This window comes from Maribacter sp. BPC-D8, from assembly GCF_035207705.1.
Classification (GTDB): domain Bacteria; phylum Bacteroidota; class Bacteroidia; order Flavobacteriales; family Flavobacteriaceae; genus Maribacter.
On record NZ_CP128187.1, the window covers coordinates 26,637 to 49,692 of the forward strand.

Sequence of the window (23,056 nt, forward strand, 5' to 3'; positions counted from 1 at the left end):
TAATAAATGCTATAGATTTCAACACTACTTTTAAGTATATATGATAGTTAAGAGAAGAAAATTAGTGCTTGATAATTAGCGGTCTAATAAAATAAATGAAGATTATAATTGCTGGTGCTGGGGAAGTAGGCTTTCATTTAGCTAAATTGCTCTCCTATGAATCACAGGATATTACCTTAATCGATTCTAAAAAAGAAAGTCTTGCTTACGCAGATAATCATTTAGATATACGAGTTTTAAAAGGCGATGCAACTTCTATTGCGGTATTAAATGATGCTCAGGTAAAAGATTCAGATTTAGTTATTGCGGTAACTTCTTCTGAAACTACGAACTTAACACTTTGCATGCTGGCTAAGCAATTAGGCTGTAAGCGAACTATCGCCAGAATATCGAATACAGAGTTTATTAAGAATAAAGATTTATTAAGGTTTTCAGATTTAGGTATCGATGAGTTGATATCTCCAGAAGCTTTGGCAGCAACTGAAATTCAGATGCTTTTAAATAAATCGGCGTTTAATGATACTTACGAATTTGAAGATGGAGAGTTGATAATGGTAGGTGTATCATTACTTAAGTCAGCACCGTTTGTAGGTAAGCAAGTAAAAGAAGCGGCAAAGATTTTTCCAGAATTACACTTCATGCCAATTGCATTACAGCGAACAGGTACGCAGTATACGGTAATACCTAGAGGTGATACCGTATTTAAAGAAGGTGATCAAGTGTATTTTATAACCGTTAAAAAAGGAGTTGACGAACTTTATAAATTAACTGGAAAGAAAAAAGCTGAAATCAAGAATGTAATGATTCTTGGAGGGAGTAAAGTAGGTTATAAAACGGCTAGAGATCTATGTGCCAACAAATTCAACGTAAAGTTGATAGAGAAAAACAAAGAAAAAGCTTTTGATTTAGCAGATGAGTTGCCAGATGCACTTGTAATTAATGGTGATGGTAGAAATGTTGAATTGTTAGACGAAGAGAGTTTAGAATCTATGGATGCCTTTATTGCGGTAACTGGAAATTCTGAAACGAATATTATGTCATGCTTGGTGGCAAAATCAAAGTATATTAAAAAGACGATAGCGCTAGTTGAGAATATGGATTATTTTCAGCTTTCTCATTCTATCGGTATTGATACTTTAATCAATAAAAAACTATTAGCAGCTAATAATATTTTTAGGCATATCAGAAAAGGTGAGGTAGTTGCCTTAATGCGTTTGAATAATTTAAATGCTGAGATTTTAGAATTTATAGTAAAAAAGAATTCAAAAGTAACTGGTGCAACGATTAGGGAGCTAGATTTTCCGAAAGCAGCTACTATTGGCGGTGTTGTTAGAGATGGTGTAGGGCATATTGCACTTGGTGGATTTAAAATTCAAGAAGGGGATCGAGTGGTAGTTTGTTGTTTGCCAAACGAGATTCAAAAAATAGAACGAATGTTCCTGTAAGATGCGGCTTAATTTAAGAATCATAATTCACATAATGGGGCTTCTTTTGCTATGCAATGGGGGCTTTATGCTTTTGGCAGCTGTTGTCAGTGGTGTATACCAAGACGGGGCTACTTTAAGTATAGCTTTGGCATCTATAAGCACTATGTTTGTAGGGGTCTTTATGATGTACTATACTAGAGGTCATAAAAAAGAAGTAAAGCAGAAAGAAGGCTATATTATTGTAACCTTCGGGTGGATAGTAATGTCTATTTCTGGTATGCTCCCTTATTTATTTTCAGGGGCTATACCAACAGTAACAAATGCTTTTTTTGAAACTATATCAGGTTACACGACTACCGGGGCTTCAATTATGGATGATATTGAAGCGATGCCAGAAGGTATTTTATTTTGGAGAAGTTTAACTCACTGGATCGGTGGTATGGGTATTATCGTATTGGCGATTGCCATATTGCCTTTGTTAGGGATAGGAGGTATGCAGTTATTTTCTGCGGAAGCACCAGGACCTACAGGGGATAAATTACATCCAAGGATTACAGATACAGCAAAACGTTTGTGGTTAATTTATTTCGGCTATACTGTAGCAGAAACCATTTTGCTTCAAGTAGCGGGTATGTCATTTTTTGATGCTATCAATCATGCTATGGCAACGCTATCTACTGGTGGTTTTTCTACAAAAAATGCAAGTGTAGCACATTGGAATGATCAACCTGTTATTCAATATATCATCATATTCTTTATGTTTCTGGCAGGTAGTAATTTTGTACTGAGCTATTTTGCCTTTAAAGGAAAGGTTCAGAAAGTAATACAAGATGAAGAGTTTAAGTACTACGCCGGTTTTACCATTGTCTTTACTATAATAGTAGCTCTGGTAGTATATTATCAAGCTAATATAACTGACCTTACTCCTGGGTATCCTATGGTTTTAGGTAAGGCAGAAAGTGCATTCAGGCATTCGTTATTTCAAATTATTTCTGTGATTACGACAACCGGATTCGTAAGTGCAGATTTTACGCAGTGGACACCTTTTTTGACTGTGTTTTTCTTCGGATTGTTCTTCTTAGGAGGGTCGGCGGGGTCAACGGCAGGTGGTATAAAAGTAATGCGTCACTTATTGATTATAAAAAATGGCGTATTGGAGTTTAAAAGAACATTGCATACTAATGCCATCATACCTGTAAGATATAATAATAAGACTGTAAAAGAGAAAATCGTCTATAATATTATTGGGTTCTTTGTGCTATACATGCTGCTCTTTATTATTGGGGCTTTAGTGCTAGGTTTTTTAGGATTAGATTTTGAATCTGCCATTGGTGGCGCAGCGTCATCTTTGGGTAATGTTGGTCCGGCATTGGGGAGTTTAAATCCTGTGAGTAATTTTAATAGTTTGCCCGATTTGGCAAAGTGGTGGTGTGGTTTTTTAATGTTGGCAGGTAGGTTAGAACTTTTTACTGTACTTATATTACTGACTCCATATTTTTGGAAAAGAACTTAAGTTTAGTAGAACTATAAAGCATAAAAAAGTCCCTTCGTTTGAAGGGACTTTTTTATGTTATATGATTAGTTGAGGTTTATTTCAACGCTTCTTTTATTCTTGATATTGCTTCTTTAATTTCTTTTACTGATGCAGCATAAGAAATACGTATGCAATTTCCATTTCCAAAAGCATCACCAGTAACGGTTGCAACATTGGCAGCTTCTAAAATGTACATTGAGAAATCTGAAGCATTATTTATAGTCGTACCATTGAATGTTTTACCAAAATAAGCGGTTACATCTGGGTAAACATAAAAAGCACCTTCTGGCTCATTACATTTAAATCCTTCAATATCATTTAGTAATCCTAAAATAAGTGTACGTCTTTCTTTAAATTCATCTACCATGTATTTAATACGGTCTGGCGATTCTTCTAAAGCAGTAATTACGGCACGCTGAGCGATACAATTTGCACCACTGGTAACTTGACCTTGTAGTTTGTTTGTTGCACGAGCAATGTAAGCAGGTGCACCAATATAACCAATACGCCATCCCGTCATTGCAAATGCTTTTGCAACGCCGTTTACAGTAACGGTACGATCAAACATATCTTCAAATTCTGCCATAGAAGCGTGTGCTGTAACGCCGTAATTGATGTGTTCGTAAATTTCATCGCTTACCACAATAATTTGAGGATGATTCTTTAAAACATCTGCAAGAGCGCGTAATTCCTCTTTGCTATAAATAGATCCACTAGGGTTACAAGGAGAACTATACCATAACATTTTAGTTTTTGGTGTAATAGCAGCTTCTAACTGTTCTGGTGTCATTTTAAAATCGTTCTCTAAAGAAGTAGGAACTTCTACTGGAACACCATCGGCCAACTTTACAATGTCACTATAGCTAACCCAGTAAGGGCATGGCAAAATAACTTCATCACCAGGGTTTAGAATAACCTGTGCAACGTTATATAAAGATTGTTTAGCACCCGTTGAAACAACAATTTGTGGTAGTTCGTATGATAGGTTGTTATCTCTTTTGAATTTAGTGATAATAGCCTTTTTTAAATCTACATAACCATCAACAGGTGAGTAAGAATTGTAATTGTCTTTTACAGCTTGTATAGCAGCATCTTTAATATAATCAGGAGTATTAAAATCTGGTTCGCCTAAGCTTAAACCGATAATATCTTTTCCTTGTGCTCTTAATTCACGGGCCTTAGCGGCCATTTCCAAAGTAGCTGACGGTGTAACGTTGTTAATCCTGTCCGAAAGTTGATTGCTCATGGTTGCTTTTAATTTCTAGTATTGTAATGTAGGCTCTTTGCCTAATTCTTTTAAATGTTTAAAGTGCGAAATTATAGCTTTTCTAGTAGTTTTATACTCGTGATATGGTAAATTAAATTCCTGTGCCGTTTGTTTCACAATTTTCGAAATATTTGTGTAATGTACGTGACTAATGTTCGGGAATATATGGTGTTCAACTTGGTGATTTAAACCACCTGTAAACCAATTTACAATCTTATTTTTAGTTCCGAAATTTACAGTGGTGAACAATTGGTGAATTGCCCATGTGTTTTTCATGGTACCAGATTCATCAGGTAATGGTGTGTCTGCGTCATCAACAATATGAGCTAATTGAAATACAACACTTAATATTACCCCTGCAACATAATGCATTAAAAAGAATCCGATTAAGATTTTCCACCATGCGATATCTAAAATCAACATTGGTAATACAATCCAAATAGTGATGTAAAGTAGTTTTGTGATAATTAGGGTGCTCCAGTTCATAGTAGCACTTGGTAGTTTACCGTAAGATAGCTTACGCTTCATGTACCTGTACATTTGCTGAAAATCGGTTGTAATAGCCCAGTTGAATGTTAATAGTCCGTAAAGTAAAACGGAATAAAAATGTTGAAACCTATGGTGCTTTTTCCATTCTGCATGTTTCGAGAAACGTAAAATTCTACCCGCTTCCATATCTTCATCATGCTCGTGAATATTAGTATATGTGTGGTGAAGTACATTGTGTTGTACCTGCCAGTTATATACATTACCTGCAAGAATATAGATGCTACTGCCCATTAACTTATTCACCCATTTTTTGTTGGAGTATGCACCATGGTTACCATCATGCATTACGTTCATACCAACACCGGCCATACCAACCCCCATAACAATGGTTAAGAGAAAATTAGCCCAATTAGGTAGTCCTAATGTCAGTATTAAAAAATAAGGAGCAAGAAAAAGAGCGAACATAACTACAGTTTTTAAGTGTAATTTCCAGTTGCCTGTTTTCTTTAATTTATTTGTTTTGAAATAATCGTTAACTCTACTGTTCAAAGTTTTAAAAAACTTTGCAGAATCTGTTCTTGGAAAACGAATGGTATTTTGTTCCATAATTCGGTAATCTTTTACTTAATATTTTGTAATTGAATCTATAATAGTTTGATAGCTTAATTAAAAGCTAAATCTTTGCATTAGTGAAAATACTAATATTATCTATTTACAAATATACGCATGACTGTTGAAATCATATTTGAAAATTTTCCCAATTTATCTGAAAATCAAAAACAAGAGTTTAGAAAGTTAGAGGAATTATATAAGGATTGGAACCAAAAAATTAATGTGGTTTCCAGAAAAGATATCGATGAGCTCTATCTGAGACACGTTTTGCATTCATTGGGTATTGCAAAATTTATAGAATTTAAAGATGGTTCTACTGTTCTTGACGTTGGTACTGGAGGTGGTTTTCCAGGTATACCTTTAGCTATTTTATTTCCTGAAGTACACTTCACTTTAGTGGATTCTATCGGTAAAAAAATAAAAGTAGTTAACGAAGTAGTTGAAGGTTTGCAATTAACAAACGTTACAACCATAAATTCTAGGGTCGAAGAGATACCGGGTAAATTCGATTTTATTGTCAGTAGGGCAGTGGCAGCGATGCCAACTTTTGTACACTGGATAAAAGGTAAAATTAAAAAGGAATCTAAGCATCCTATTCGTAATGGAATATTATACTTAAAAGGAGGTGATTTAAGTGAGGAGCTAAAAGATTATAAAACCGCTGAGATCTACAATTTGACCGATTATTTTAAAGAAGATTTCTTTGAAACAAAGAAAATGGTCTACTTGCCTTTAAAATTTAAAGGATAACGGCGTAAAATTATAATAGAAATGCACCGTAATAAGCCTTTTTGTATTTGCGAGCAAACTCTTTTAGGTAGTTCCAAGTTTGAGTAGGAGTGCTTATTAAATGTAATCTTATATTTTTAGTAGTCATAAGTTATTGATTTTAAATGAAGTACAAATCTCGTTAAATTACCATTAGTTTACAATTAATTAACGTTAAATTTACATTGATATTGTGTGAGTGTAGTATTAATACTTATCAAATAACACAAAAAAACGCCCATCAACTACGTGTCAATGGGCGTTTTTTATAATTGTAAAATTGTTTATTCACTCCATGGTGGTACAACTCCGTTTGTTCTTGCATAAGCAATAAGTTGACCTTTATGTTCGCCGTTGTGTTCCATAATAGCTAGTAATCCGCCAAGTTTATTAGATTTCATAAAACCGAAATCAACTTCTTCGTTTAAAGAACCATCTTCAACTTTAGTAATGTTTTCTAGTACAAATTCGTTAGATTTTTTAAGAGCGGCAATGATGTTTTCTTTACCTGTAATTTTACCTAAGTTCATGACGTCTACATCTTCTGGTGGAGCAAATCCTAATTTAGAGGCTAAAAAGTAATTTCCGCCTGCAACATGAAGAAGGGCTTCGCCAACAGAGCTGATTCCTTCCGCTGGTCTCCAATCGTATTTTTCTTCAGGAAAAGCTTCGGCAAGTTGTATCACTTGAGATTGATTTCCGGTTAAAACGGCTTTGATTGTGTTCTGTGTTAATTCTTCTTGTGCGTAAGAAAAGCATCCTGTAAATAAGAATGCTGCGAGTAGTAACTTTTTCATAATTAGTGTGTTAAGGTTGTTGAAAGTAAATTGTAATACTTGTAATGTAAGCTAAAAGTAGCGCTATGTCAAAAAAAAAGGCTGAATTAAAAATTCAGCCTTTAAAGTTATTTTTTATCCTAAAAACGGATACCTGTAATCAACAGGGGTAACAAAAGTCTCTTTTATTAATCTAGGAGAAACCCAACGTAAAAGGTTTTGAGCTGATCCAGCCTTATCGTTTGTTCCAGAAGCTCTTGCTCCACCGAAAGGTTGTTGACCAACTACCGCACCTGTAGGTTTGTCATTGATATAGAAGTTACCTGCACAGTTTTGTAGTGCTTTGGTAGCTTCGTCAATAGCATATCTATCTTGTGAAAGTACAGCGCCAGTAAGTGCGTACTCAGAAGTACCATCGATTAATTGTAATGTTTCGCTCCAATCTTTATCGTCGTAAACGTAAATAGTAACTACTGGTCCGAATAATTCAGTTTCCATAGTAGTGTACTTAGGGTCTGTTGTTAAGATAACCGTTGGCTCAATAAAGTAACCTTTAGATTTATCAAAAGATCCACCAGCATATACTTCAGCATTTTTATCTTCTTTTGCTTGGGTAATATATTTTGCCAATTTATCAAAAGAACCTTCGTGAATTACAGCAGTAATAAAATTGCTCATATCTTCAGGAGATCCAGGTTTGTTAAAAGAAGCGATATCAGCTTTAACATATTCTAAAATCTCTTTAGAAGTAGATTTTGGTAAATATACTCTTGAAGCTGCGCTACATTTTTGACCTTGAAATTCGAATGCACCTCTTGAAATAGCCGTAGCTACTTGTTTAGGGTTAGCTGTTGGGTGTGCTAGAATAAAATCTTTACCGCCAGTTTCGCCAACTATTTTCGGGTATGTTTTATAGGTGTGAATGTTATTTCCTATTTGCTTCCAAAGTTCTTTAAATACGTGCGTAGAACCTGTAAAGTGAATACCTGCAAAATCAGGACTAGCCAATACTGTTTCGGTAATCATTACTGGGTCACCATAAACAACATTGATAACTCCGTCAGGCAAACCAGCTTCTTTGAAAATATCTACAATAACTTTAGCAGAGAAAACCTGAGAGTCACTCGGTTTCCAAACTACAACGTTACCCATCATAGCTGCACTTGCAGGTAAATTACCGGCAATTGCAGTAAAGTTGAAAGGGGTGATAGCGTAAATGAATCCTTCTAAAGGACGATATTCTACTCTGTTCCAAATACCTTCGGCAGAATCTGGTTGCTCTGCATAAATTTGAGACATGTACTCTACGTTAAAACGTAAAAAGTCAATTAACTCGCAGGCAGCATCTATTTCTGCTTGGTGAATATTTTTAGATTGTGCGATCATGGTTGACGCATTGATCTTAGCACGATAAGGACCGGCAATTAACTCTGCGGCTTTTAAGAAAATAGCAGCACGTTGCTCCCAAGTTAAGTTAGCCCATGCATCTCTAGATGATAAACAGTTATCAATTGCAGATTGTACATTTTCTTTACTGGCAGTATGATAAGTACCTACAATGTGTTTGTGATCGTGTGGTGGCGACATTGGCTTAGTGTTGCCTGTGCGTACCTCTTCAGAACCAATATACATTGGTACATCAACCGTGTTGTTGAAATATGCTTTGTATTGTTCCAAAACTGCTTCTCTTTCTGGAGATCCAGGAGCATAGCTTTTAATTGGTTCATTAAATGCTGTAGGAACTTGAAAAAATCCTTTACCCATTGTCAATATTTTTAAATTAAAAAGTTGAACAAAGGTACTAAAAGGGTGGTGGACTAAAAACTATAAAAAGACTTTAGTTAAGAGCGAAAGGTGCGCTAAATTTAAAAGTAGGTATGTAAACTCTAAACTTTTCGGCATTACTCATAGTCACCATATTGTAATGACCTTTCATTGCGCCTATTGGCGATGTTAGTAGACAACCTGAATTATAGGTGTGAGATTCCCCTGGTTGTATTACTGGTTTTTTTCCAATAACACCTTCACCATCTAAGGTTTCCATTTCATTTAAAGAGTCATATATTTTCCAATGACGAGAAGTTAACTGAACAACATCTTTACTTTGGTTTTCAATGGTAATAGTATACCCAAATGCATAATGCATTTTGTAGTTTTTAAAGAACGTGCCTTCAAAAGTTGTTTGAACCGAAATCTTAATGCCTTTAGTTACCTGTGTTATCATCATATTTAATATGTAAATACGCTTGCTGCGATTAATATGGTTATCGCTATACTTCCTAAGATAAAAAATAATGTATTTAGGAAAAAATATTTTATAACCGTTTTAACTCTTCCTTGCTGATAGAAATTTCGCATTGCTTTGTAAAGGTAAATAGCGAATATTAAAATAAACAATCCTTCGCTACTAATATTGAACACTGCGTTGATCAAATTGCTAACAATGAGCAAGATAAATAATAATGACTGATTGTGAAAGCTAAAGATTAAATGATCGGTATAAGTGTATTTTTTTCTGACATAGACCATCCAAATGAAAATAGAAAAGAATGGAAGAAAGAAAAATGTGGTGAATGGCAGTTTTGAAATTAAAGAATTTACGAACGTTCCTGGTCGTTTTTCAATGTCAACCAGGCTACTGGCTAAGTTAAATGCCATTTCATTTTCTTTGTTTTCGGGTATTTCAAATTTAGTTAACCCTTGTTCAAAATAATAAATGGTATCGTGCTTAATAATGGTGTTGAAGAAGTCAATTTTGCCAAGAAACCGGCGTGTTAGGCCATCTGTATTTATTTCTTTAAAGTAAGACTTAGGATCTTTTAAAATTGTAGAGTCTTTATCGCTCACTTGATTTTTGAAAAAGCTATTTATTTTAAGCGAGTCCATTTGAGTTAGGGCAAGCTGTCGTTCTTCCTCGTTTTCAAATTCAATTTTGTCAAATTCTGTTTGAAGGTCAATAATTGGTTTTCTGGTTTCGTGGCCAAATTTATTGAAAGACTCAAATTCACTACTAAAGCTGATAATTAGAAAATAAATAATAGATAAACTTAGTAGAAAGCGAAAAGGGTTGGTATAAGAAAGGCGTTTGCCACGAATGTATTCTCGTGTAATTTTACCAGGTCTTAAAAGTAAGGCGGTTAAGGTTTTCCATAGCTTAGAATCGTATGAGAAATAATTCGCAAGAAACTCTTCAAAAAAATCAAATAGGGTGAGTTTTTTGGTGCTGTTGGCTTGAGAGCAATTAGGGCAATATTTATCACTCAAATCTAGAGGGTGCCCGCAATTTAGGCAATCTGCGCCTCTGTATTTTAGTTTAAATCTGCCTGCTGGTTGAACTGCTGGTTTGTTCTCCATAAATCAATGAAAAACGTAAATATACAGTTAGTTGGTGATATTTCTAGAGTTGGCAGAACCAATACCTATAATACTATCGTACATGTCGCCAAAGTTGCGGTAATATACAAGTACTAGATAATTGTTTTCGGTAAAATGAAAGTTGCCCCCAACCTCATTTAATTTAATTTTTTCGCCACTCTTAATTGCATACTTATAATTGTAAAATCCCTGTTTCATTTTTAGGGTTGCTTCTAACATGCCATTCTTCTCATTATAAACCAGTTTGTTTTGGTCCGTGAGGGCATAATTATTGAACTTTCCGAAAATATAAACATCGTCTAGGGCAATGTATTCAGTGTAAGGTAAACTGAAATAAACATTGGTGTACTCAGCTTCTCTAGAAGCATTATCACCTTGTAAAGTTCTGACCACGAAATCTCCATTAATATCTGGAAAATAGGTGTATGGTTTGTCATTTCTAAAATCGTCAGAGAATAAATAATGATTGTATAAATCTGTTAGATCAATACTCGAAATTTGAGAGCTTGGTGCTCTTAGGTCACTAGTATCGAACAATAGAAATTCGTTACCACCGTAAAAGGCAGTTTCTTGATCATATTTATAAACTAATTCGCTTCCCATTGTGTATTGCGGGGCAATGTTGGTAATAGCGGTTGGCCAATAATGATTTTGAAGAATGGCAACTTTAACTTCTTTCTTTGGGTTTATAAGGCGTAATGATCCAGAGGTGATACTAAATTGAACGACTTGCTTTTCGTTGATGTAATTAAAATCTCTAGAACGCTTAATAGTAGTTGATACGGTAACAATGTCTTTGTATACTACAAATCTTCTAGAGAATTGTAAGTCGTTGTTGCTATTGTAAATTTCTATAAGATAATTGCCGCTAACTTTTAGTCGAACATTATCATTTGGTATGGTCAGTTGGTAGTTTGAGTATGATTGTAAAGTGCTGTAGCTGTTCTCGTAATCAGTAATTCGTTGGTTGTCGACACCGTCTAAATATTGAGATTTTAATAAGGATGAAGGGGTCCAGTCGTAATCGCAATGAATTACCTTATAATAGTAATCTTGTTCGTTGGCTAAAATATCATCGAATTCTAAATATAAAGGTTCACCTATTTTAATAACAGGGAATTGATCTTCGGTAGGTCCTTTGAAAACAATCGATTTAATATTTTCTGGTGGGTTCACCTCTTCTTGAACTTGAGCAGCTATATTTTGTAAAAATAATAGACAAATAAAATGTTTGAAGAAAATGCGCATTATACCCTGTTTTTTTTAAGTAAAGGTAAACAAAAAGGGTGCCTAAAAAATATACCTCGTTCTATTGTCTAATTTATGGGACAATAATTATGAAAACGAAGTTTTTGTACTTAAATTTGCTCAAATTTTGATAACCTAAAGGTCTATACGCACATGTCAAAAGACATTCGAATTAAAAAAGGGCTCAACATTAATCTGGTGGGAACCGCAGAACAGACTACTTCAAAAGCTGTTTTAAGTAATGTTTACGCTATACAGTTAAGTGATTTTCACGGAATTACCCCTAAAATGTTGGTAAAGCAAGGCGCCGAAGTAAAAGCGGGAGAACCTTTGTTTTATAACAAAAACATGGAGAGCATGCTTTTTGTTTCACCAGTAAGCGGTGAGCTTATTGAGATTGAAAGAGGGGATAGAAGACGTATTTTGACCTTAAAGATATTAGCAGACAAGACACAAGAGTCGTTTTCTGCTGCTGCTGTTGATGTAGAGAATACATCGAAAGAAGAGTTGAAGGCAGTTCTGTTAAAAAGTGGCTGTTGGCCATTTATTAAACAGAGACCTTATGACGTAGTCGCTAATCCTGATACTACACCGAAATCTATTTTTATTTCTGGGTATTCAAGTGGACCCTTACAGGCAGATTTGGATTATGTATTACAGGGTAAAGAAAAAGAACTACAATCTGCAATTACTGCATTAGGTAAATTAACGCCAGGTAAAGTTCATGTATCTGTAGGTTCTAGTAAATCGCCATTGTCTTCAATGACAGGGGTAGAGTTGCATAATGTTTCTGGTCCGCATCCTTCAGGTTTGGTAGGTACGCATATTAATAAGTTAGATCCTATTAATAAAGGTGAATTGGTTTGGACGGTTACTCCGCAAGATTTAATTATTATAGGTGAGTATTTATTGACAGGTAAGTTCAATGCAGAGCGTGTTATAGCGCTTGCAGGTTCTTCAGTTAAGGCGCCTAAATATTATACAACTAAAATAGGAGCAGAGATTTCTACCTTCTTATACGCTAGTGGTGTAAACGAAGAAAACTTTAGAGTCATCAATGGTGATGTGCTTACAGGTTCTAAAAGTAGACCAGACGGTTACTTAGGGTATTATAACAATACAGTAACGGTTATTCCAGAAGGAGACGATTATGAATTGTTCGGATGGAATAAGCCAGTTTTCAATAAAATTTCGGCTACCAGAGCATTGACGTTCTCTTGGATGCAGCCAAACAAAAAGTATGATTTAGATACCAATACTAACGGAGAGCACAGAGCTTTCGTAGTAACGGGACAATATGAGAAAGTTTTTCCAATGGATATTTTTCCAATGCAACTATTAAAAGCTTGCATGATAAAAGACTTGGATGAAATGGAGCAGTTAGGTTTGTACGAAGTGGCTCCAGAAGATTTTTCGTTAACTGAGTTTATATGTATTTCTAAGCAACCGCACCAGAAGATTATTCGTGAGGGGTTAGATTTATTGCAAAAAGAAATAGGATAAGAAATGAGTTTAAAAAGCAAATTACACGAACTTAAACTGAAGTATCAGGGTAAGAAAATGGCTCCTGCCTTTAATGCCTTTCATACTTTTTTGTTTTCGCCAGATGAGACTACTCATGCAGGTGGTACACACGTAAAATCAGCAGATGATTTAAAGCGTACAATGAACACGGTAATAATGGCACTGGTACCAGTGTTAATATTCTCAATGTTCAACGCAGGTTATCAGCATTTTTCTGCAATAAACGGTTTTCCGGCAGATTTTTCTTTGATGAACGATTTCCTTACTTGGGATAACTTTTGGATCGGTATCATTAAGGTATTGCCATTAGTAGTTGTCTCTTATGGTGTCGGACTTTTAGTAGAATTTATTTTTGCGGTTATAAAAGGTCACGAAGTAGAAGAAGGGTATTTAGTTACCGGTATGTTAGTGCCCTTAATAGTGCCTATCGATACGCCGCTTTGGATGTTGTCTGTAGCTGTTGTTTTTGGTGTTGTTATTGGTAAAGAAGTTTTTGGAGGAACAGGAATGAATATTCTTAACCCGGCATTGACTATTAGAGCATTTTTGTTCTTCGCTTATCCAACTTGGATGAGTGGTGATAAAGTTTGGGTTTATGGAGCTCGTGAGCGTTCAGAAGAAATTTTAGCTGGCGCAAATGTTGATGCAATATCAGGTGAAACTATATTAGGGTATTTAGCTCAGAATAAAGGGGCTGAAATGACCTATTCTGTTTCAGATATGTTCTTCGGTTTTATACCTGGTTCTGTAGGTGAAACATCTGCATTTCTAATCTTATTAGGCGGTTTGTTTTTGATATTTACAAAGATTGCTAGTTGGAGAATAATGGTAAGTGCTGTTATTGGTTCATTGGTAATGGGTTTAATATTCAATCAGGTAGTAGATTTTGGTTGGGTAGGCGAATCAAGTAAATTTTACGGATTGATGAGTTTCGATTTCTGGAAACATTTAATCGTAGGTGGTTTGGCATTCGGTATTGTCTATATGGCAACGGATCCTGTTACTGGTTCACAAACAAATAAAGGGAAGTGGTATTATGGTTTCTTTATAGGATTTATTTCTGTAATGATTCGTGTATTCAACCCAGCTTACCCAGAAGGTGTTTTCTTAGCGATTCTTTTAATGAACGTATTTGCACCAACAATTGATCATTATGTGGTTAGAGGTAATATTAAGAGAAGAATGAACAGATTGAAAAACGCTACTATCTATCCAAAAGATTCAGATGGTAAGGCAGAAGAACTTAAAGCTGAAACAGTTTAATTATGGCACAAAAAACAGATAGTAACGTTTATACAGTAGTTTTTGCGGCTGTTATGGTTGTGGTAGTTGGGTCAATACTTGCGTTTTTGGCTTCAGCATTACGTCCTAACATTCAAGAAAATGAGCGTTTTGAAAAACAGCAGAACATTCTTTATGCCATGGGTGTAAATGAAAATGGAGATGATGCTGGTAGTGTAAACTTTATACCTACAGATGTAGTAGAAGATGAGTTTGCAAGTTATATCAAAGAGCAATTGGTTATTCAAGGTGATAAAATCACTGAAGATAACGAAGCATATTTAATCGATTTAAAAAAGCAATTGGCTAATATTAAAAAGGGAGAACCTTATAAATTGCCAGTTTTTATTGGGGAGAAAGATGGTAAGAAATTTTATATCATCCCTATGTACGGTAAAGGTCTTTGGGATGCTATTTGGGGTTTTATCGCTTTAGATGACACAATGACTGTTCAAGGTGTATATTTTGATCATAAAGGAGAAACACCTGGTTTAGGTGCAAACATTAAAATGCGTTATTTCATGGACGATTTTACCGGAGAGACTATTTTAAATGGTACGCAATACGCAGGTATCGCTGTAGCTAAAGGTAATAACGATCCTTTGAACAAGACAAAAGATGATAATGAAGTAGATGCCTTAGCGGGTGCTACTATAACAGGTAACGGTGTTTCTGCTATGATTAAGGAAACCGTTAAATTATATAAACCTTATTTAGAAACAATTAGAGCAAAGTAATATGGCACTACTATCAAAAAAAGATGCAAATCTTATTACGGATCCACTTGCAGACAATAACCCTATTACCATTCAGGTATTGGGTATTTGTTCGGCATTGGCAATTACAGCAGAGCTAAAGGCGTCTTTGGTAATGGCTATTTCTGTAATGTTCGTATTAGGTGCAGGTAACGTAGTTATCTCATTGATGAGAAATATCATTCCATCGAAAATTAGAATTATTGTTCAGTTAATTGTAGTTGCTACATTGGTAATTATAGTGGATCAGGTACTTAAGGCATATGCTTACGAGTTAAGTAAAACCTTGGCTGTATTCGTAGGTCTAATTATTACAAACTGTATAATTATGGGACGTTTTGAAGCTTTTGCTTTGGCGAACGGACCATGGCGTTCATTTTTGGACGGTATAGGTAACTCTTTAGGTTACGGTGTTATTTTGGTTATCGTAGGGTTCTTTAGAGAACTTTTGGGTTCAGGAACACTTTTTGGTTATCCGGTTTTAGGTGATCCAATAACAAAAACAGGTTTGTATGCAACAGGGTATGAGAATAACGGATTTATGATTATTCCTCCAGCGGCATTAATTGTGGTTGGTATCATTATTTGGGTACAACGTTCAAGAAATCCTGCGTTAGTAGAAGAGAGTTAAACAGACATTTAAGTAGAAATTATGTTAGAACATGTAGAATTATTTTTTAAGTCCATCTTTATCGATAACATGGTATTTGCCGTGTTCTTGGGGATGTGTTCTTATTTAGCGGTATCCAAAAAAGTGGCTACTGCGGTTGGTTTAGGTGCTGCTGTTATATTCGTATTGGCGGTTACTGTACCAATGAACTGGTTGTTAGATAAGTATTTATTACAAGACGGAGCCTTAGTTTGGTTAGGTCCTGAATATGCAGATTACAACCTTAGCTTTTTATCATTTATTTTATTCATTGCTACCATTGCTACAATGGTACAATTAGTAGAGATTGTGGTTGAGAAATTTTCACCTTCTTTATATAACTCACTGGGTATATTTTTACCGTTGATTGCAGTAAACTGTGCAATTCTTGGTGGATCTTTATTCATGCAGGCAAGAGAAATTGAAACCTTAGGTTTAGCATTCAATTATGGTGTTAGTTCTGGTATTGGATGGTTCTTGGCAATTTTAGCGATTGCAGCTATTCGTGAGAAAATTAGATATAGTAATGTTCCTGCTCCTTTAAGAGGTCTAGGTATTACGTTTATTATCACAGGTCTTATGGGTATTGGCTTTCAAAGTTTTGGAGGTATGTTAACTGGTGGTGGTGATGATGCTGAAGAAGCTGCAGAGCAAGTTAATCAGGTAATTCAGCCAGAGGTTGTAACACCTGTCGAAGAAGTAGTAGTAGAAAAGAACGAAGAAATTGACGAAAAGGTAATTTCTTATAACGACGTAAATAAATAAACATGATTTTAGCTGCAAGTACAGGCGGAACTATTTTAATAACTGTTGTCGCATTTCTAATACTGTTGATGGCATTAGTAGCATTGCTTCTGTTTACTAAACAAAAACTTTCTCCATCTGGTCCTGTAACCATTACAATTAACGGAGAGAAGAAAATTGAAGTTTCTTCAGGTGGATCTTTATTATCAACCTTAGGTAACCAAAAAATATTTTTACCATCTGCCTGTGGTGGTGGTGGAACATGTATTCAGTGTGAATGTCATGTACTTTCTGGTGGTGGTGAAGCATTACCTACAGAAACTCCGCATTTCTCTAAAAAAGAATTAAACCATGGTATACGTTTAGCTTGTCAAGTTAAAGTGAAGCAAAACATGGATATTACCATTCCTGAAGAGGTATTCGGTATTAAGAAATGGCCGGCAAAAGTGGTACGTAACTATAACGTAGCATCTTTTATCAAAGAATTTGTAGTTGAAATCCCTGAAGATATGGGTTACAAAGCTGGTGGTTATATTCAAATTGAAATTCCTGAGTGTGAGGTTAAGTATGCTGATATTGATATTACAGCACACCCTGAGGAACATGAAACTCCAGATAAATTCCAAGCAGAATGGGATAAATTCAACCTTTGGCCTTTAACAATGAAGAATCCAGAAACGGTTGAAAGAGCGTATTCAATGGCTTCTTTCCCTGCTGAAGGAAGAGAGATTATGTTGAATGTACGTATCGCTACTCCGCCATGGGATCGTGCTAAAAATGGATGGATGGATGTGAACCCTGGTGTTGCTTCTTCTTACATTTTTAATTTGAAGCCAGGTGATGATTGTACTATCTCTGGACCTTACGGTGAATTCTTTATCAATGAATCAGATTCAGAAATGTTATACGTAGGTGGTGGTGCAGGTATGGCACCAATGCGTTCTCATTTATATCACCTATTCAAAACATTAAGAACTAAGAGAAAAGTATCGTACTGGTATGGTGGTCGTTCTAAAAGAGAATTATTCTATTTAGATCACTTTTATAAATTGGAGGAAGAGTTTCCAAATTTCAAATTTTACTTAGCATTATCTGAACCACAAGAAGAAGATAATTGGAAGGTAAAAGAGAATATTGATGCTCCTGGTGATGGTTTCGTAGGTTTCATTCACAATTGTGTAATTGATAACTACTTAAGCCTGCATGAGTCTCCTGAAGATATCGAACTTTATTTCTGTGGACCTCCGTTGATGAACAAAGCTGTTCAGAAAATGGGTGAAGATTTCGGTATCCCAGATGAGCATATACGTTTTGATGACTTCGGTGGTTAAACCTTAAGTCTTTTAAATAATTAAAACTAACCGATATGTAATGTATCGGTTTTTTTATAAAACATAGTTAAGTATGCATGTATTAACAGAACAAGAACTTCATAATTTGGCAATGAATATTGTAGGCAAGCAATTAGAAGATGAAGGGTTTGAGTTTTTAGCTGTAAACAGTGAATTGCGCAAGAATCCGCAGTTTGTATGTACAAAAGATAAGAAGATGCGCTTTGTTGTGGTAAAGGCAATTGAATACCCTGGTGACCCAAAGGATATGGATTTCTTTATGTCTGACCTTACTAAAATGAAAGAACATGCTGTTAAATTTGAAGCGACTACCTTTTATGCAGGTGTGGGGCTGGTAAATGCTGTAGATAAAAATTTGCCTGTATATTTAGATGAAGAGTATATAGTTGACTTTGATGGTTTAGTAGAATTATGAAGAATTATATTTTAGTAATCGCCACGATATTAACCTTGTTTTCATCCTGTAAGGAGAAAGGAGATGCCGAATTTCGAAATGAAAATGTAGGTGGCGCTTTAGGGACATCTTATAGTATAATTTCAATCTCTAACGAGAAATTAGATTTACAAAAAGATATTGATTCAGTATTCGCTGTTATCAATCATTCTTTATCTACTTATATTCCGGAGTCTGATATTTCTAGAATTAATAAAGGAGATAGTACTGTTGTTGTTGATAAGATGTTTCAAGAAGTATTTGAGTTATCTAAATCAATACACGAAGAAACTAATGGCTTTTTTGATCCAACGGTAGGTACGCTTGTAAATGCATGGGGTTTCGGACCTGAACGTCAAATTTCGATGGACAGTCTAAAAATTGATAGTTTGTTGAATTTTGTTGGATTGGATAAGATTACTTTAGAAGATAGTAACCATATCGTAAAAGATAATCCTAATATCTACTTGGATTTTAACGCTATTGCTAAGGGATATGCCATTGATAGACTTGCTGCTATGTTAGATGCTAAGCGTATTGATAACTATTTAATTGAAGTAGGCGGAGAATTGGTAGCCAAAGGAAAGAATATCATAAAAAATAAGTTTTGGGTGGTAGGTATCGATGATCCTGAAATGGAGGTAAATAGAGCTACCAAAATATTAATTCATTTAAATGATAGGGCATTAGCTTCTTCGGGTAACTATCGAAAGTTTAGAATAGATGAAGAAACTGGTAAAAAGTTTGTGCATACCGTAAATCCTAAAACCGGCTATACACAATTGTCTAATACACTTGCCGTAACTATATTAGCTGATAACTGTGCTACAGCAGATGCTTATGCAACAGCATTAATGGCGATGAATTTAGAGGATGCTTTTGAACTTGTTGAAGAAAATAATAAGCTAGAAGCTTATATTATTTATTTAGATGAGAATGGTGAGACAAAAGAGTTTTCGACAAAAGGATTTAAAGCGCTTGTAGTGAAATAACTATTTTTTTACGAACGGAATTATCTCTCCGGGTGCTAAGCGATATCTATTGATGTTTTCTTGGCTCATGAGCTTGGTGAAATCTATTTCTTCGACGGTAAAACCTATGCTTCTTAATTTATCAAAGTAATCTCTTCCGTAAATACGAACATGGTCATATTGACCAAATATTTTAGCACGTTCAACTTTGTCGGTTATGGTGTCGTCTTCGAAAGTTCCTTCTCTGCTTAAATCTTGAGGAATTTGAAAAATGCCCCAACCGCCAGGTTTTAGAATTCTATATAACTCAGACATAGCTTTCGTGTCATCTGGTATGTGTTCTAGTACATGATTGCATAGAATTACATCGAACATATTATCTTCAAACGGAAGGTTGCAGATATCTGCCTTAACATCTGCCAAAGGAGAATTTAAATCTGTAGTAACATAATTTAGATTCTTTAGTTTTCTGAATCTTTTATAGAAAGCTTGTTCAGGGGCAAAATGCAAAACATGTAACGGAGCAGTGAAAAAGTCGGTCTCCTCTTTTAAAAACAACCATAGTAAACGATGACGTTCTAATGAAAGGGTAGAAGGTGAAAGCACGTTCTCACGTGGTTTTTCATATCCGTATGGTAAAAAGCTACGAAAAGTATTGCCGTCAATAGGGTCTTCATAGGTATTGCCACGATAGTAAGCCTTAAAAAAAGGCTTTACTATATAGCTTAAAGAAATTAATACAGGTCTTGGAACAAGGTTAAGAAAAAATTTAAAAATTTTCTTCATCTGTATTTTCTAACTTTTTACGGTAGATTTTGTAAACTCATCTTCTTCATCACTTACAATACCTAAAGCTTCATAAATATATTTGAAGGTAGATAGTAGCTCTGGTTTTCCATTAACTATGGCAACATCATGTTCAAAATGAGCGCTCGGTTTACCATCTGCAGTAAGAATTGTCCAGCCGTCTTTAAGTTGTTTGATATTCTTTGTACCCATATTGGTCATAGGTTCGATAGCAACCGTCATACCTTCAACAAATTTCTTGCCTCTACCACGTCTGCCGTAATTAGGCATTTCAGGACCTTCGTGCATCTTTTTACCAAGACCGTGACCAACCAATTCACGAACTACACCATAACCATGGTCTTCAGTGAATTTTTGAATGGCATACCCAACATCACCAACACGATTACCAACTTTAAATTCTCGAATACCAACGTATAACGATTTTTTGGTAACCTCTAATAATTTCTTGATTTCTGGGCTAACTTCTCCCACTTCAAAAGTGTAAGCATGGTCACCGTAAAATTCATTTTTCAAAGCACCGCAGTCAATTGAAATAATATCCCCTTCAACTAAAGGGGTATTATTTGGAATACCATGTACTACTTGAGCATTTGGGCTCATGCATAATGAATTCGGAAAATCGTAAAGACCTAAGAAACCAGGTATTGCACCATGGTCACGAATAAAAGTTTCGGCCAAAGCATCTAAATGTAGTGTAGTAACTCCGGGTTTAACTTCAGAGGCTATCATTCCTAAAGTTTTAGAAACAATAAGCGCACTTTCGCGCATTAACTCAATCTCTTCTGCTGTTTTTAATTTAATCATAAAATAAAATACTTTCGGTTGTACCTAAATTTATACCAATGAATTTTGGGTCATAAATTTTGATTTTTCTACACCCATCATTTTTAAGATGGTAGGTGCAATATCTCCTAATACACCATCTTTGATATGGTGAATATCTTTGTCTACTAAAATTAGTGGAACAGGGTTAGTAGTATGTGCCGTGTTAGGGCTACCATCTTCATTTACCATAGTTTCACAATTACCGTGATCGGCAATAACAATTACAGAGTAATCTTTTTCGATAGCTGCTGTAATAACATCTTTTGCACATTCATCTACAGTTTCACAAGCTTTAATTGCAGCTTCCATAACACCGGTATGACCTACCATGTCAGGATTAGCAAAGTTTAAGCAGATAAAGTCAACATCTCCTTTTTTAATTTCAGGAATGATTTTATCTCTAATCTCATAAGCACTCATTTCTGGTTGAAGGTCATATGTAGCCACTTTTGGCGACGGACATAAAATACGTGATTCGCCATCAAAAGGAACTTCTCTACCACCATTGAAAAAGAAAGTAACGTGTGGGTATTTTTCGGTTTCGGCAATACGTATTTGCTTTTTACCTGCGTTAGCTAATACCTCGCCTAAAGTTTCAACGATATTATCTTTATTATAGACCACATGAACCTTTTCATATGATTCATCATAATTAGTAAGTGTAACGTAGTATAAGTTAAGTTTATGCATGTTTTGCTCATGCATATCTATCTGACTTAAAACCTGCGTTAATTCTCGACCACGGTCAGTTCTAAAGTTGAAGAATATAACGACATCATCTTCTTTTACAGAAGCAACAGGAGTGCCGTCTGTACTGGTCATTACGATAGGTTTTATAAACTCATCGGTAATGTCATTGTCATAGCTTTTTTGAATGGTTTTGCCAATATCAGTCGATTTTTCACCTTCTGCATTTACGATAACATCATAAGCTTCTTTAACTCGCTCCCATCGTTTGTCACGATCCATAGCGTAATATCTACCGATAACAGTAGCTAGTTTCGTGTTTTTGTCAGCACCAAAATGAACGATATCTTCTAAAAAACCTTTTCCACTTTTTGGATCTACATCTCTACCATCGGTAAAAGCATGTAAATACATATTTTCAACTCCAGATTCTTTACCAGCGGCAATAAGTCCTTTAATATGATTAGTATGGCTATGTACGCCACCATCACTTAAAAGTCCTAAAAAATGAACATCTTTATTATTCTTTTTTGCGTATTCGAAAGCACTTTTTAAAACCGGTTCAGAACTTAAAGTATTCTCTTTAACTGCCTTATTGATTTTAGCTAAATCTTGATATACAATACGACCAGCCCCTAAATTCATATGACCCACTTCGCTATTACCCATTTGACCTTCAGGTAAGCCAACGTTCATACCATCTGTAAGAAGGTTAGAATTAGCATATTTGGTATATAAACTATCTATAAAAGGAGTATTGGCTTTATCAACTGCAGATATCGATGGGTCAGGAGATTTACCCCATCCATCTAATATCATTAAGATTACTTTTTTGTTCATCTTCATAAGGTTTTAGGAGTACAAAAATACTATGTTCTGCCAAGTTAAGCTACTAGATTACCGACCTTTTTCATTTTGGAGGTGTATCGCAACATATTTTAAGTTTGGGTGAAGATTTGTTTGTTAAAGTTTAGTTATAACAATGTTAAAGGATGAAACAATTAATGATAACTGGCGTCTTTTAAATGTACACTATTGTACTCATCAATTAAAAATCAATCATCATGAAAAAAGTAATCCTTACATTATCTATGGTAATTCTTACCATAGGAACAACTGTTTTAGCTGCTGAAAATGAAACTTTAGCACCAACGAATAACATTGACCTTGTGTCAAGAGTAGATATTAGCTCTTTCTGTAAAGCTGTTATACAGGGCGATTTAGAGACCGTAAAACGGTTGATCGATTTAGGCGAAGATGTAAATCAGAAATCTTTAGGTATGACGCCTGCCATGTTTGCCGCTCGTTATAATAAGGTAGCCGTTTTGGAAATACTTATTAATAACGGAGCCGATCTTAAGATGCAGAGTAGTCAAGGGCATACAGCAAAACGTTATGCCGAATTATCTAATGCAACAGAGGCTCTCGAATTAATTGAAACTGCAGTAGGAAGTTAAGTCTATTTTAAACGATTTCTACTTGTAAATCTAAAACCCTATGATCCAATTTTGAAATAAATTGGATCATAG

22 protein-coding genes are annotated in these 23,056 nt (G+C 35.1%); 12 read left to right on the forward strand and 10 right to left on the reverse strand.

What is annotated here, in order from left to right; translation table 11 throughout:
* Positions 1-95 precede the first annotated feature (95 nt).
* Positions 96-1,445 (forward strand): Trk system potassium transporter TrkA, encoded by a 1,350-nt coding sequence (gene trkA, locus QSV08_RS00115; RefSeq protein ID WP_324025617.1) that lies wholly within the window; start codon positions 96-98, stop codon positions 1,443-1,445.
* 1 nt (position 1,446) lies between these two features.
* Positions 1,447-2,940, forward strand: coding sequence for a TrkH family potassium uptake protein (locus QSV08_RS00120; protein WP_299326168.1), 1,494 nt, complete (start codon positions 1,447-1,449; stop codon positions 2,938-2,940).
* Positions 2,941-3,016: 76 nt separating this feature from the next.
* On the opposite strand, the gene QSV08_RS00125 is transcribed toward QSV08_RS00120, so the two are convergent.
* A complete protein-coding gene (locus QSV08_RS00125; protein WP_324025618.1) occupies positions 3,017-4,207 on the reverse strand; it encodes a pyridoxal phosphate-dependent aminotransferase in 1,191 nt (396 codons plus the stop codon).
* Positions 4,208-4,222: 15 nt separating this feature from the next.
* Positions 4,223-5,323 (reverse strand): fatty acid desaturase family protein, encoded by a 1,101-nt coding sequence (locus tag QSV08_RS00130; protein ID WP_324025619.1) that lies wholly within the window; start codon positions 5,321-5,323, stop codon positions 4,223-4,225.
* 120 nt (positions 5,324-5,443) lie between these two features.
* On the opposite strand from QSV08_RS00130, the gene rsmG reads away from it, so the two are divergent.
* Positions 5,444-6,079, forward strand: a complete 636-nt coding sequence (gene rsmG, locus QSV08_RS00135; protein WP_324025620.1) for a 16S rRNA (guanine(527)-N(7))-methyltransferase RsmG — start codon at positions 5,444-5,446, stop codon at positions 6,077-6,079.
* A gap of 302 nt (positions 6,080-6,381) precedes the next feature.
* Here the strand turns inward: rsmG and QSV08_RS00140 are convergent, their stop codons facing one another.
* From QSV08_RS00140 to QSV08_RS00160, 5 genes are all read right to left on the reverse strand, one after another.
* The gene (locus QSV08_RS00140) at positions 6,382-6,894 is read right to left on the reverse strand and encodes a DinB family protein (protein WP_324025621.1); all 513 of its coding nucleotides are present in this window, start codon (positions 6,892-6,894) and stop codon (positions 6,382-6,384) included.
* Between the two features lie 114 nt (positions 6,895-7,008).
* Complete coding sequence (gene pruA / locus QSV08_RS00145) at positions 7,009-8,637, reverse strand: L-glutamate gamma-semialdehyde dehydrogenase (protein ID WP_324025622.1); 1,629 nt, start codon at positions 8,635-8,637, stop codon at positions 7,009-7,011.
* 73 nt (positions 8,638-8,710) lie between these two features.
* Entirely contained in the window at positions 8,711-9,097 is a 387-nt protein-coding gene (gene apaG, locus QSV08_RS00150) for a Co2+/Mg2+ efflux protein ApaG (RefSeq protein ID WP_324028335.1), read from the reverse strand.
* Positions 9,098-9,102: 5 nt separating this feature from the next.
* Entirely contained in the window at positions 9,103-10,227 is a 1,125-nt protein-coding gene (locus tag QSV08_RS00155) for a DUF3667 domain-containing protein (protein WP_324025623.1), read from the reverse strand.
* Between the two features lie 27 nt (positions 10,228-10,254).
* Entirely contained in the window at positions 10,255-11,496 is a 1,242-nt protein-coding gene (locus tag QSV08_RS00160; protein WP_324025624.1) for a DUF5103 domain-containing protein, read from the reverse strand.
* A gap of 153 nt (positions 11,497-11,649) precedes the next feature.
* Between QSV08_RS00160 and QSV08_RS00165 the strand changes: the two genes are divergently transcribed.
* The 8 genes from QSV08_RS00165 (at position 11,650) to QSV08_RS00200 (ending at position 19,226) form a co-directional block, all read left to right on the forward strand.
* A complete protein-coding gene (locus QSV08_RS00165; RefSeq protein WP_324025625.1) occupies positions 11,650-12,999 on the forward strand; it encodes a Na(+)-translocating NADH-quinone reductase subunit A in 1,350 nt (449 codons plus the stop codon).
* Between the two features lie 3 nt (positions 13,000-13,002).
* Positions 13,003-14,283, forward strand: coding sequence for an NADH:ubiquinone reductase (Na(+)-transporting) subunit B (locus tag QSV08_RS00170; RefSeq protein WP_073247426.1), 1,281 nt, complete (start codon positions 13,003-13,005; stop codon positions 14,281-14,283).
* Positions 14,284-14,285: 2 nt separating this feature from the next.
* A complete protein-coding gene (locus QSV08_RS00175) occupies positions 14,286-15,038 on the forward strand; it encodes a Na(+)-translocating NADH-quinone reductase subunit C (protein WP_324025626.1) in 753 nt (250 codons plus the stop codon).
* A 1-nt stretch (position 15,039) separates the two neighbouring features.
* On the forward strand, positions 15,040-15,687 hold the full coding sequence (locus tag QSV08_RS00180) for an NADH:ubiquinone reductase (Na(+)-transporting) subunit D (protein WP_324025627.1): 648 nt from the start codon (positions 15,040-15,042) through the stop codon (positions 15,685-15,687).
* Positions 15,688-15,708: 21 nt separating this feature from the next.
* Positions 15,709-16,470: an NADH:ubiquinone reductase (Na(+)-transporting) subunit E gene (gene nqrE / locus QSV08_RS00185; protein WP_324025628.1), complete on the forward strand. Its 762-nt coding sequence runs from the start codon at positions 15,709-15,711 to the stop codon at positions 16,468-16,470.
* Positions 16,471-16,472: 2 nt separating this feature from the next.
* A complete protein-coding gene (gene nqrF / locus QSV08_RS00190) occupies positions 16,473-17,780 on the forward strand; it encodes an NADH:ubiquinone reductase (Na(+)-transporting) subunit F (RefSeq protein WP_324025629.1) in 1,308 nt (435 codons plus the stop codon).
* A gap of 73 nt (positions 17,781-17,853) precedes the next feature.
* Positions 17,854-18,216, forward strand: a complete 363-nt coding sequence (locus QSV08_RS00195; protein ID WP_324025630.1) for a Na(+)-translocating NADH-quinone reductase subunit F — start codon at positions 17,854-17,856, stop codon at positions 18,214-18,216.
* Complete coding sequence (locus QSV08_RS00200; protein WP_324025631.1) at positions 18,213-19,226, forward strand: FAD:protein FMN transferase; 1,014 nt, start codon at positions 18,213-18,215, stop codon at positions 19,224-19,226. The genes QSV08_RS00195 and QSV08_RS00200 overlap by 4 nt, the downstream gene beginning before the upstream one ends.
* On the opposite strand, the gene QSV08_RS00205 is transcribed toward QSV08_RS00200, so the two are convergent.
* The 3 genes from QSV08_RS00205 to gpmI are packed head-to-tail and all read right to left on the reverse strand — an operon-like array spanning position 19,227 to position 22,367.
* Complete coding sequence (locus QSV08_RS00205) at positions 19,227-19,991, reverse strand: class I SAM-dependent methyltransferase (protein WP_324025632.1); 765 nt, start codon at positions 19,989-19,991, stop codon at positions 19,227-19,229.
* Positions 19,992-20,000: 9 nt separating this feature from the next.
* Positions 20,001-20,819: a type I methionyl aminopeptidase gene (map, locus tag QSV08_RS00210; protein WP_324025633.1), complete on the reverse strand. Its 819-nt coding sequence runs from the start codon at positions 20,817-20,819 to the stop codon at positions 20,001-20,003.
* Positions 20,820-20,849: 30 nt separating this feature from the next.
* Complete coding sequence (gene gpmI, locus QSV08_RS00215) at positions 20,850-22,367, reverse strand: 2,3-bisphosphoglycerate-independent phosphoglycerate mutase (RefSeq protein ID WP_324025634.1); 1,518 nt, start codon at positions 22,365-22,367, stop codon at positions 20,850-20,852.
* A 224-nt stretch (positions 22,368-22,591) separates the two neighbouring features.
* Between gpmI and QSV08_RS00220 the strand changes: the two genes are divergently transcribed.
* Positions 22,592-22,984, forward strand: coding sequence for an ankyrin repeat domain-containing protein (locus QSV08_RS00220; RefSeq protein ID WP_324025635.1), 393 nt, complete (start codon positions 22,592-22,594; stop codon positions 22,982-22,984).
* Positions 22,985-23,056: the final 72 nt, after the last annotated feature.

Bases quoted from the DNA above. Each gene is read 5' to 3' on its own strand.
- trkA (WP_324025617.1), top strand. From the start codon at position 96: ATGAAGATTATAATTGCTGGTGCTGGGGAAGTAGGCTTTCATTTAGCT.
- QSV08_RS00120 (WP_299326168.1), top strand. From the start codon at position 1,447: ATGCGGCTTAATTTAAGAATCATAATTCACATAATGGGGCTTCTTTTG.
- QSV08_RS00125 (WP_324025618.1), bottom strand. From the start codon at position 4,207: ATGAGCAATCAACTTTCGGACAGGATTAACAACGTTACACCGTCAGCT.
- QSV08_RS00130 (WP_324025619.1), bottom strand. From the start codon at position 5,323: ATGGAACAAAATACCATTCGTTTTCCAAGAACAGATTCTGCAAAGTTT.
- rsmG (WP_324025620.1), top strand. From the start codon at position 5,444: ATGACTGTTGAAATCATATTTGAAAATTTTCCCAATTTATCTGAAAAT.
- QSV08_RS00140 (WP_324025621.1), bottom strand. From the start codon at position 6,894: ATGAAAAAGTTACTACTCGCAGCATTCTTATTTACAGGATGCTTTTCT.
- pruA (WP_324025622.1), bottom strand. From the start codon at position 8,637: ATGGGTAAAGGATTTTTTCAAGTTCCTACAGCATTTAATGAACCAATT.
- apaG (WP_324028335.1), bottom strand. From the start codon at position 9,097: ATGATAACACAGGTAACTAAAGGCATTAAGATTTCGGTTCAAACAACT.
- QSV08_RS00155 (WP_324025623.1), bottom strand. From the start codon at position 10,227: ATGGAGAACAAACCAGCAGTTCAACCAGCAGGCAGATTTAAACTAAAA.
- QSV08_RS00160 (WP_324025624.1), bottom strand. From the start codon at position 11,496: ATGCGCATTTTCTTCAAACATTTTATTTGTCTATTATTTTTACAAAAT.
- QSV08_RS00165 (WP_324025625.1), top strand. From the start codon at position 11,650: ATGTCAAAAGACATTCGAATTAAAAAAGGGCTCAACATTAATCTGGTG.
- QSV08_RS00170 (WP_073247426.1), top strand. From the start codon at position 13,003: ATGAGTTTAAAAAGCAAATTACACGAACTTAAACTGAAGTATCAGGGT.
- QSV08_RS00175 (WP_324025626.1), top strand. From the start codon at position 14,286: ATGGCACAAAAAACAGATAGTAACGTTTATACAGTAGTTTTTGCGGCT.
- QSV08_RS00180 (WP_324025627.1), top strand. From the start codon at position 15,040: ATGGCACTACTATCAAAAAAAGATGCAAATCTTATTACGGATCCACTT.
- nqrE (WP_324025628.1), top strand. From the start codon at position 15,709: ATGTTAGAACATGTAGAATTATTTTTTAAGTCCATCTTTATCGATAAC.
- nqrF (WP_324025629.1), top strand. From the start codon at position 16,473: ATGATTTTAGCTGCAAGTACAGGCGGAACTATTTTAATAACTGTTGTC.
- QSV08_RS00195 (WP_324025630.1), top strand. From the start codon at position 17,854: ATGCATGTATTAACAGAACAAGAACTTCATAATTTGGCAATGAATATT.
- QSV08_RS00200 (WP_324025631.1), top strand. From the start codon at position 18,213: ATGAAGAATTATATTTTAGTAATCGCCACGATATTAACCTTGTTTTCA.
- QSV08_RS00205 (WP_324025632.1), bottom strand. From the start codon at position 19,991: ATGAAGAAAATTTTTAAATTTTTTCTTAACCTTGTTCCAAGACCTGTA.
- map (WP_324025633.1), bottom strand. From the start codon at position 20,819: ATGATTAAATTAAAAACAGCAGAAGAGATTGAGTTAATGCGCGAAAGT.
- gpmI (WP_324025634.1), bottom strand. From the start codon at position 22,367: ATGAACAAAAAAGTAATCTTAATGATATTAGATGGATGGGGTAAATCT.
- QSV08_RS00220 (WP_324025635.1), top strand. From the start codon at position 22,592: ATGAAAAAAGTAATCCTTACATTATCTATGGTAATTCTTACCATAGGA.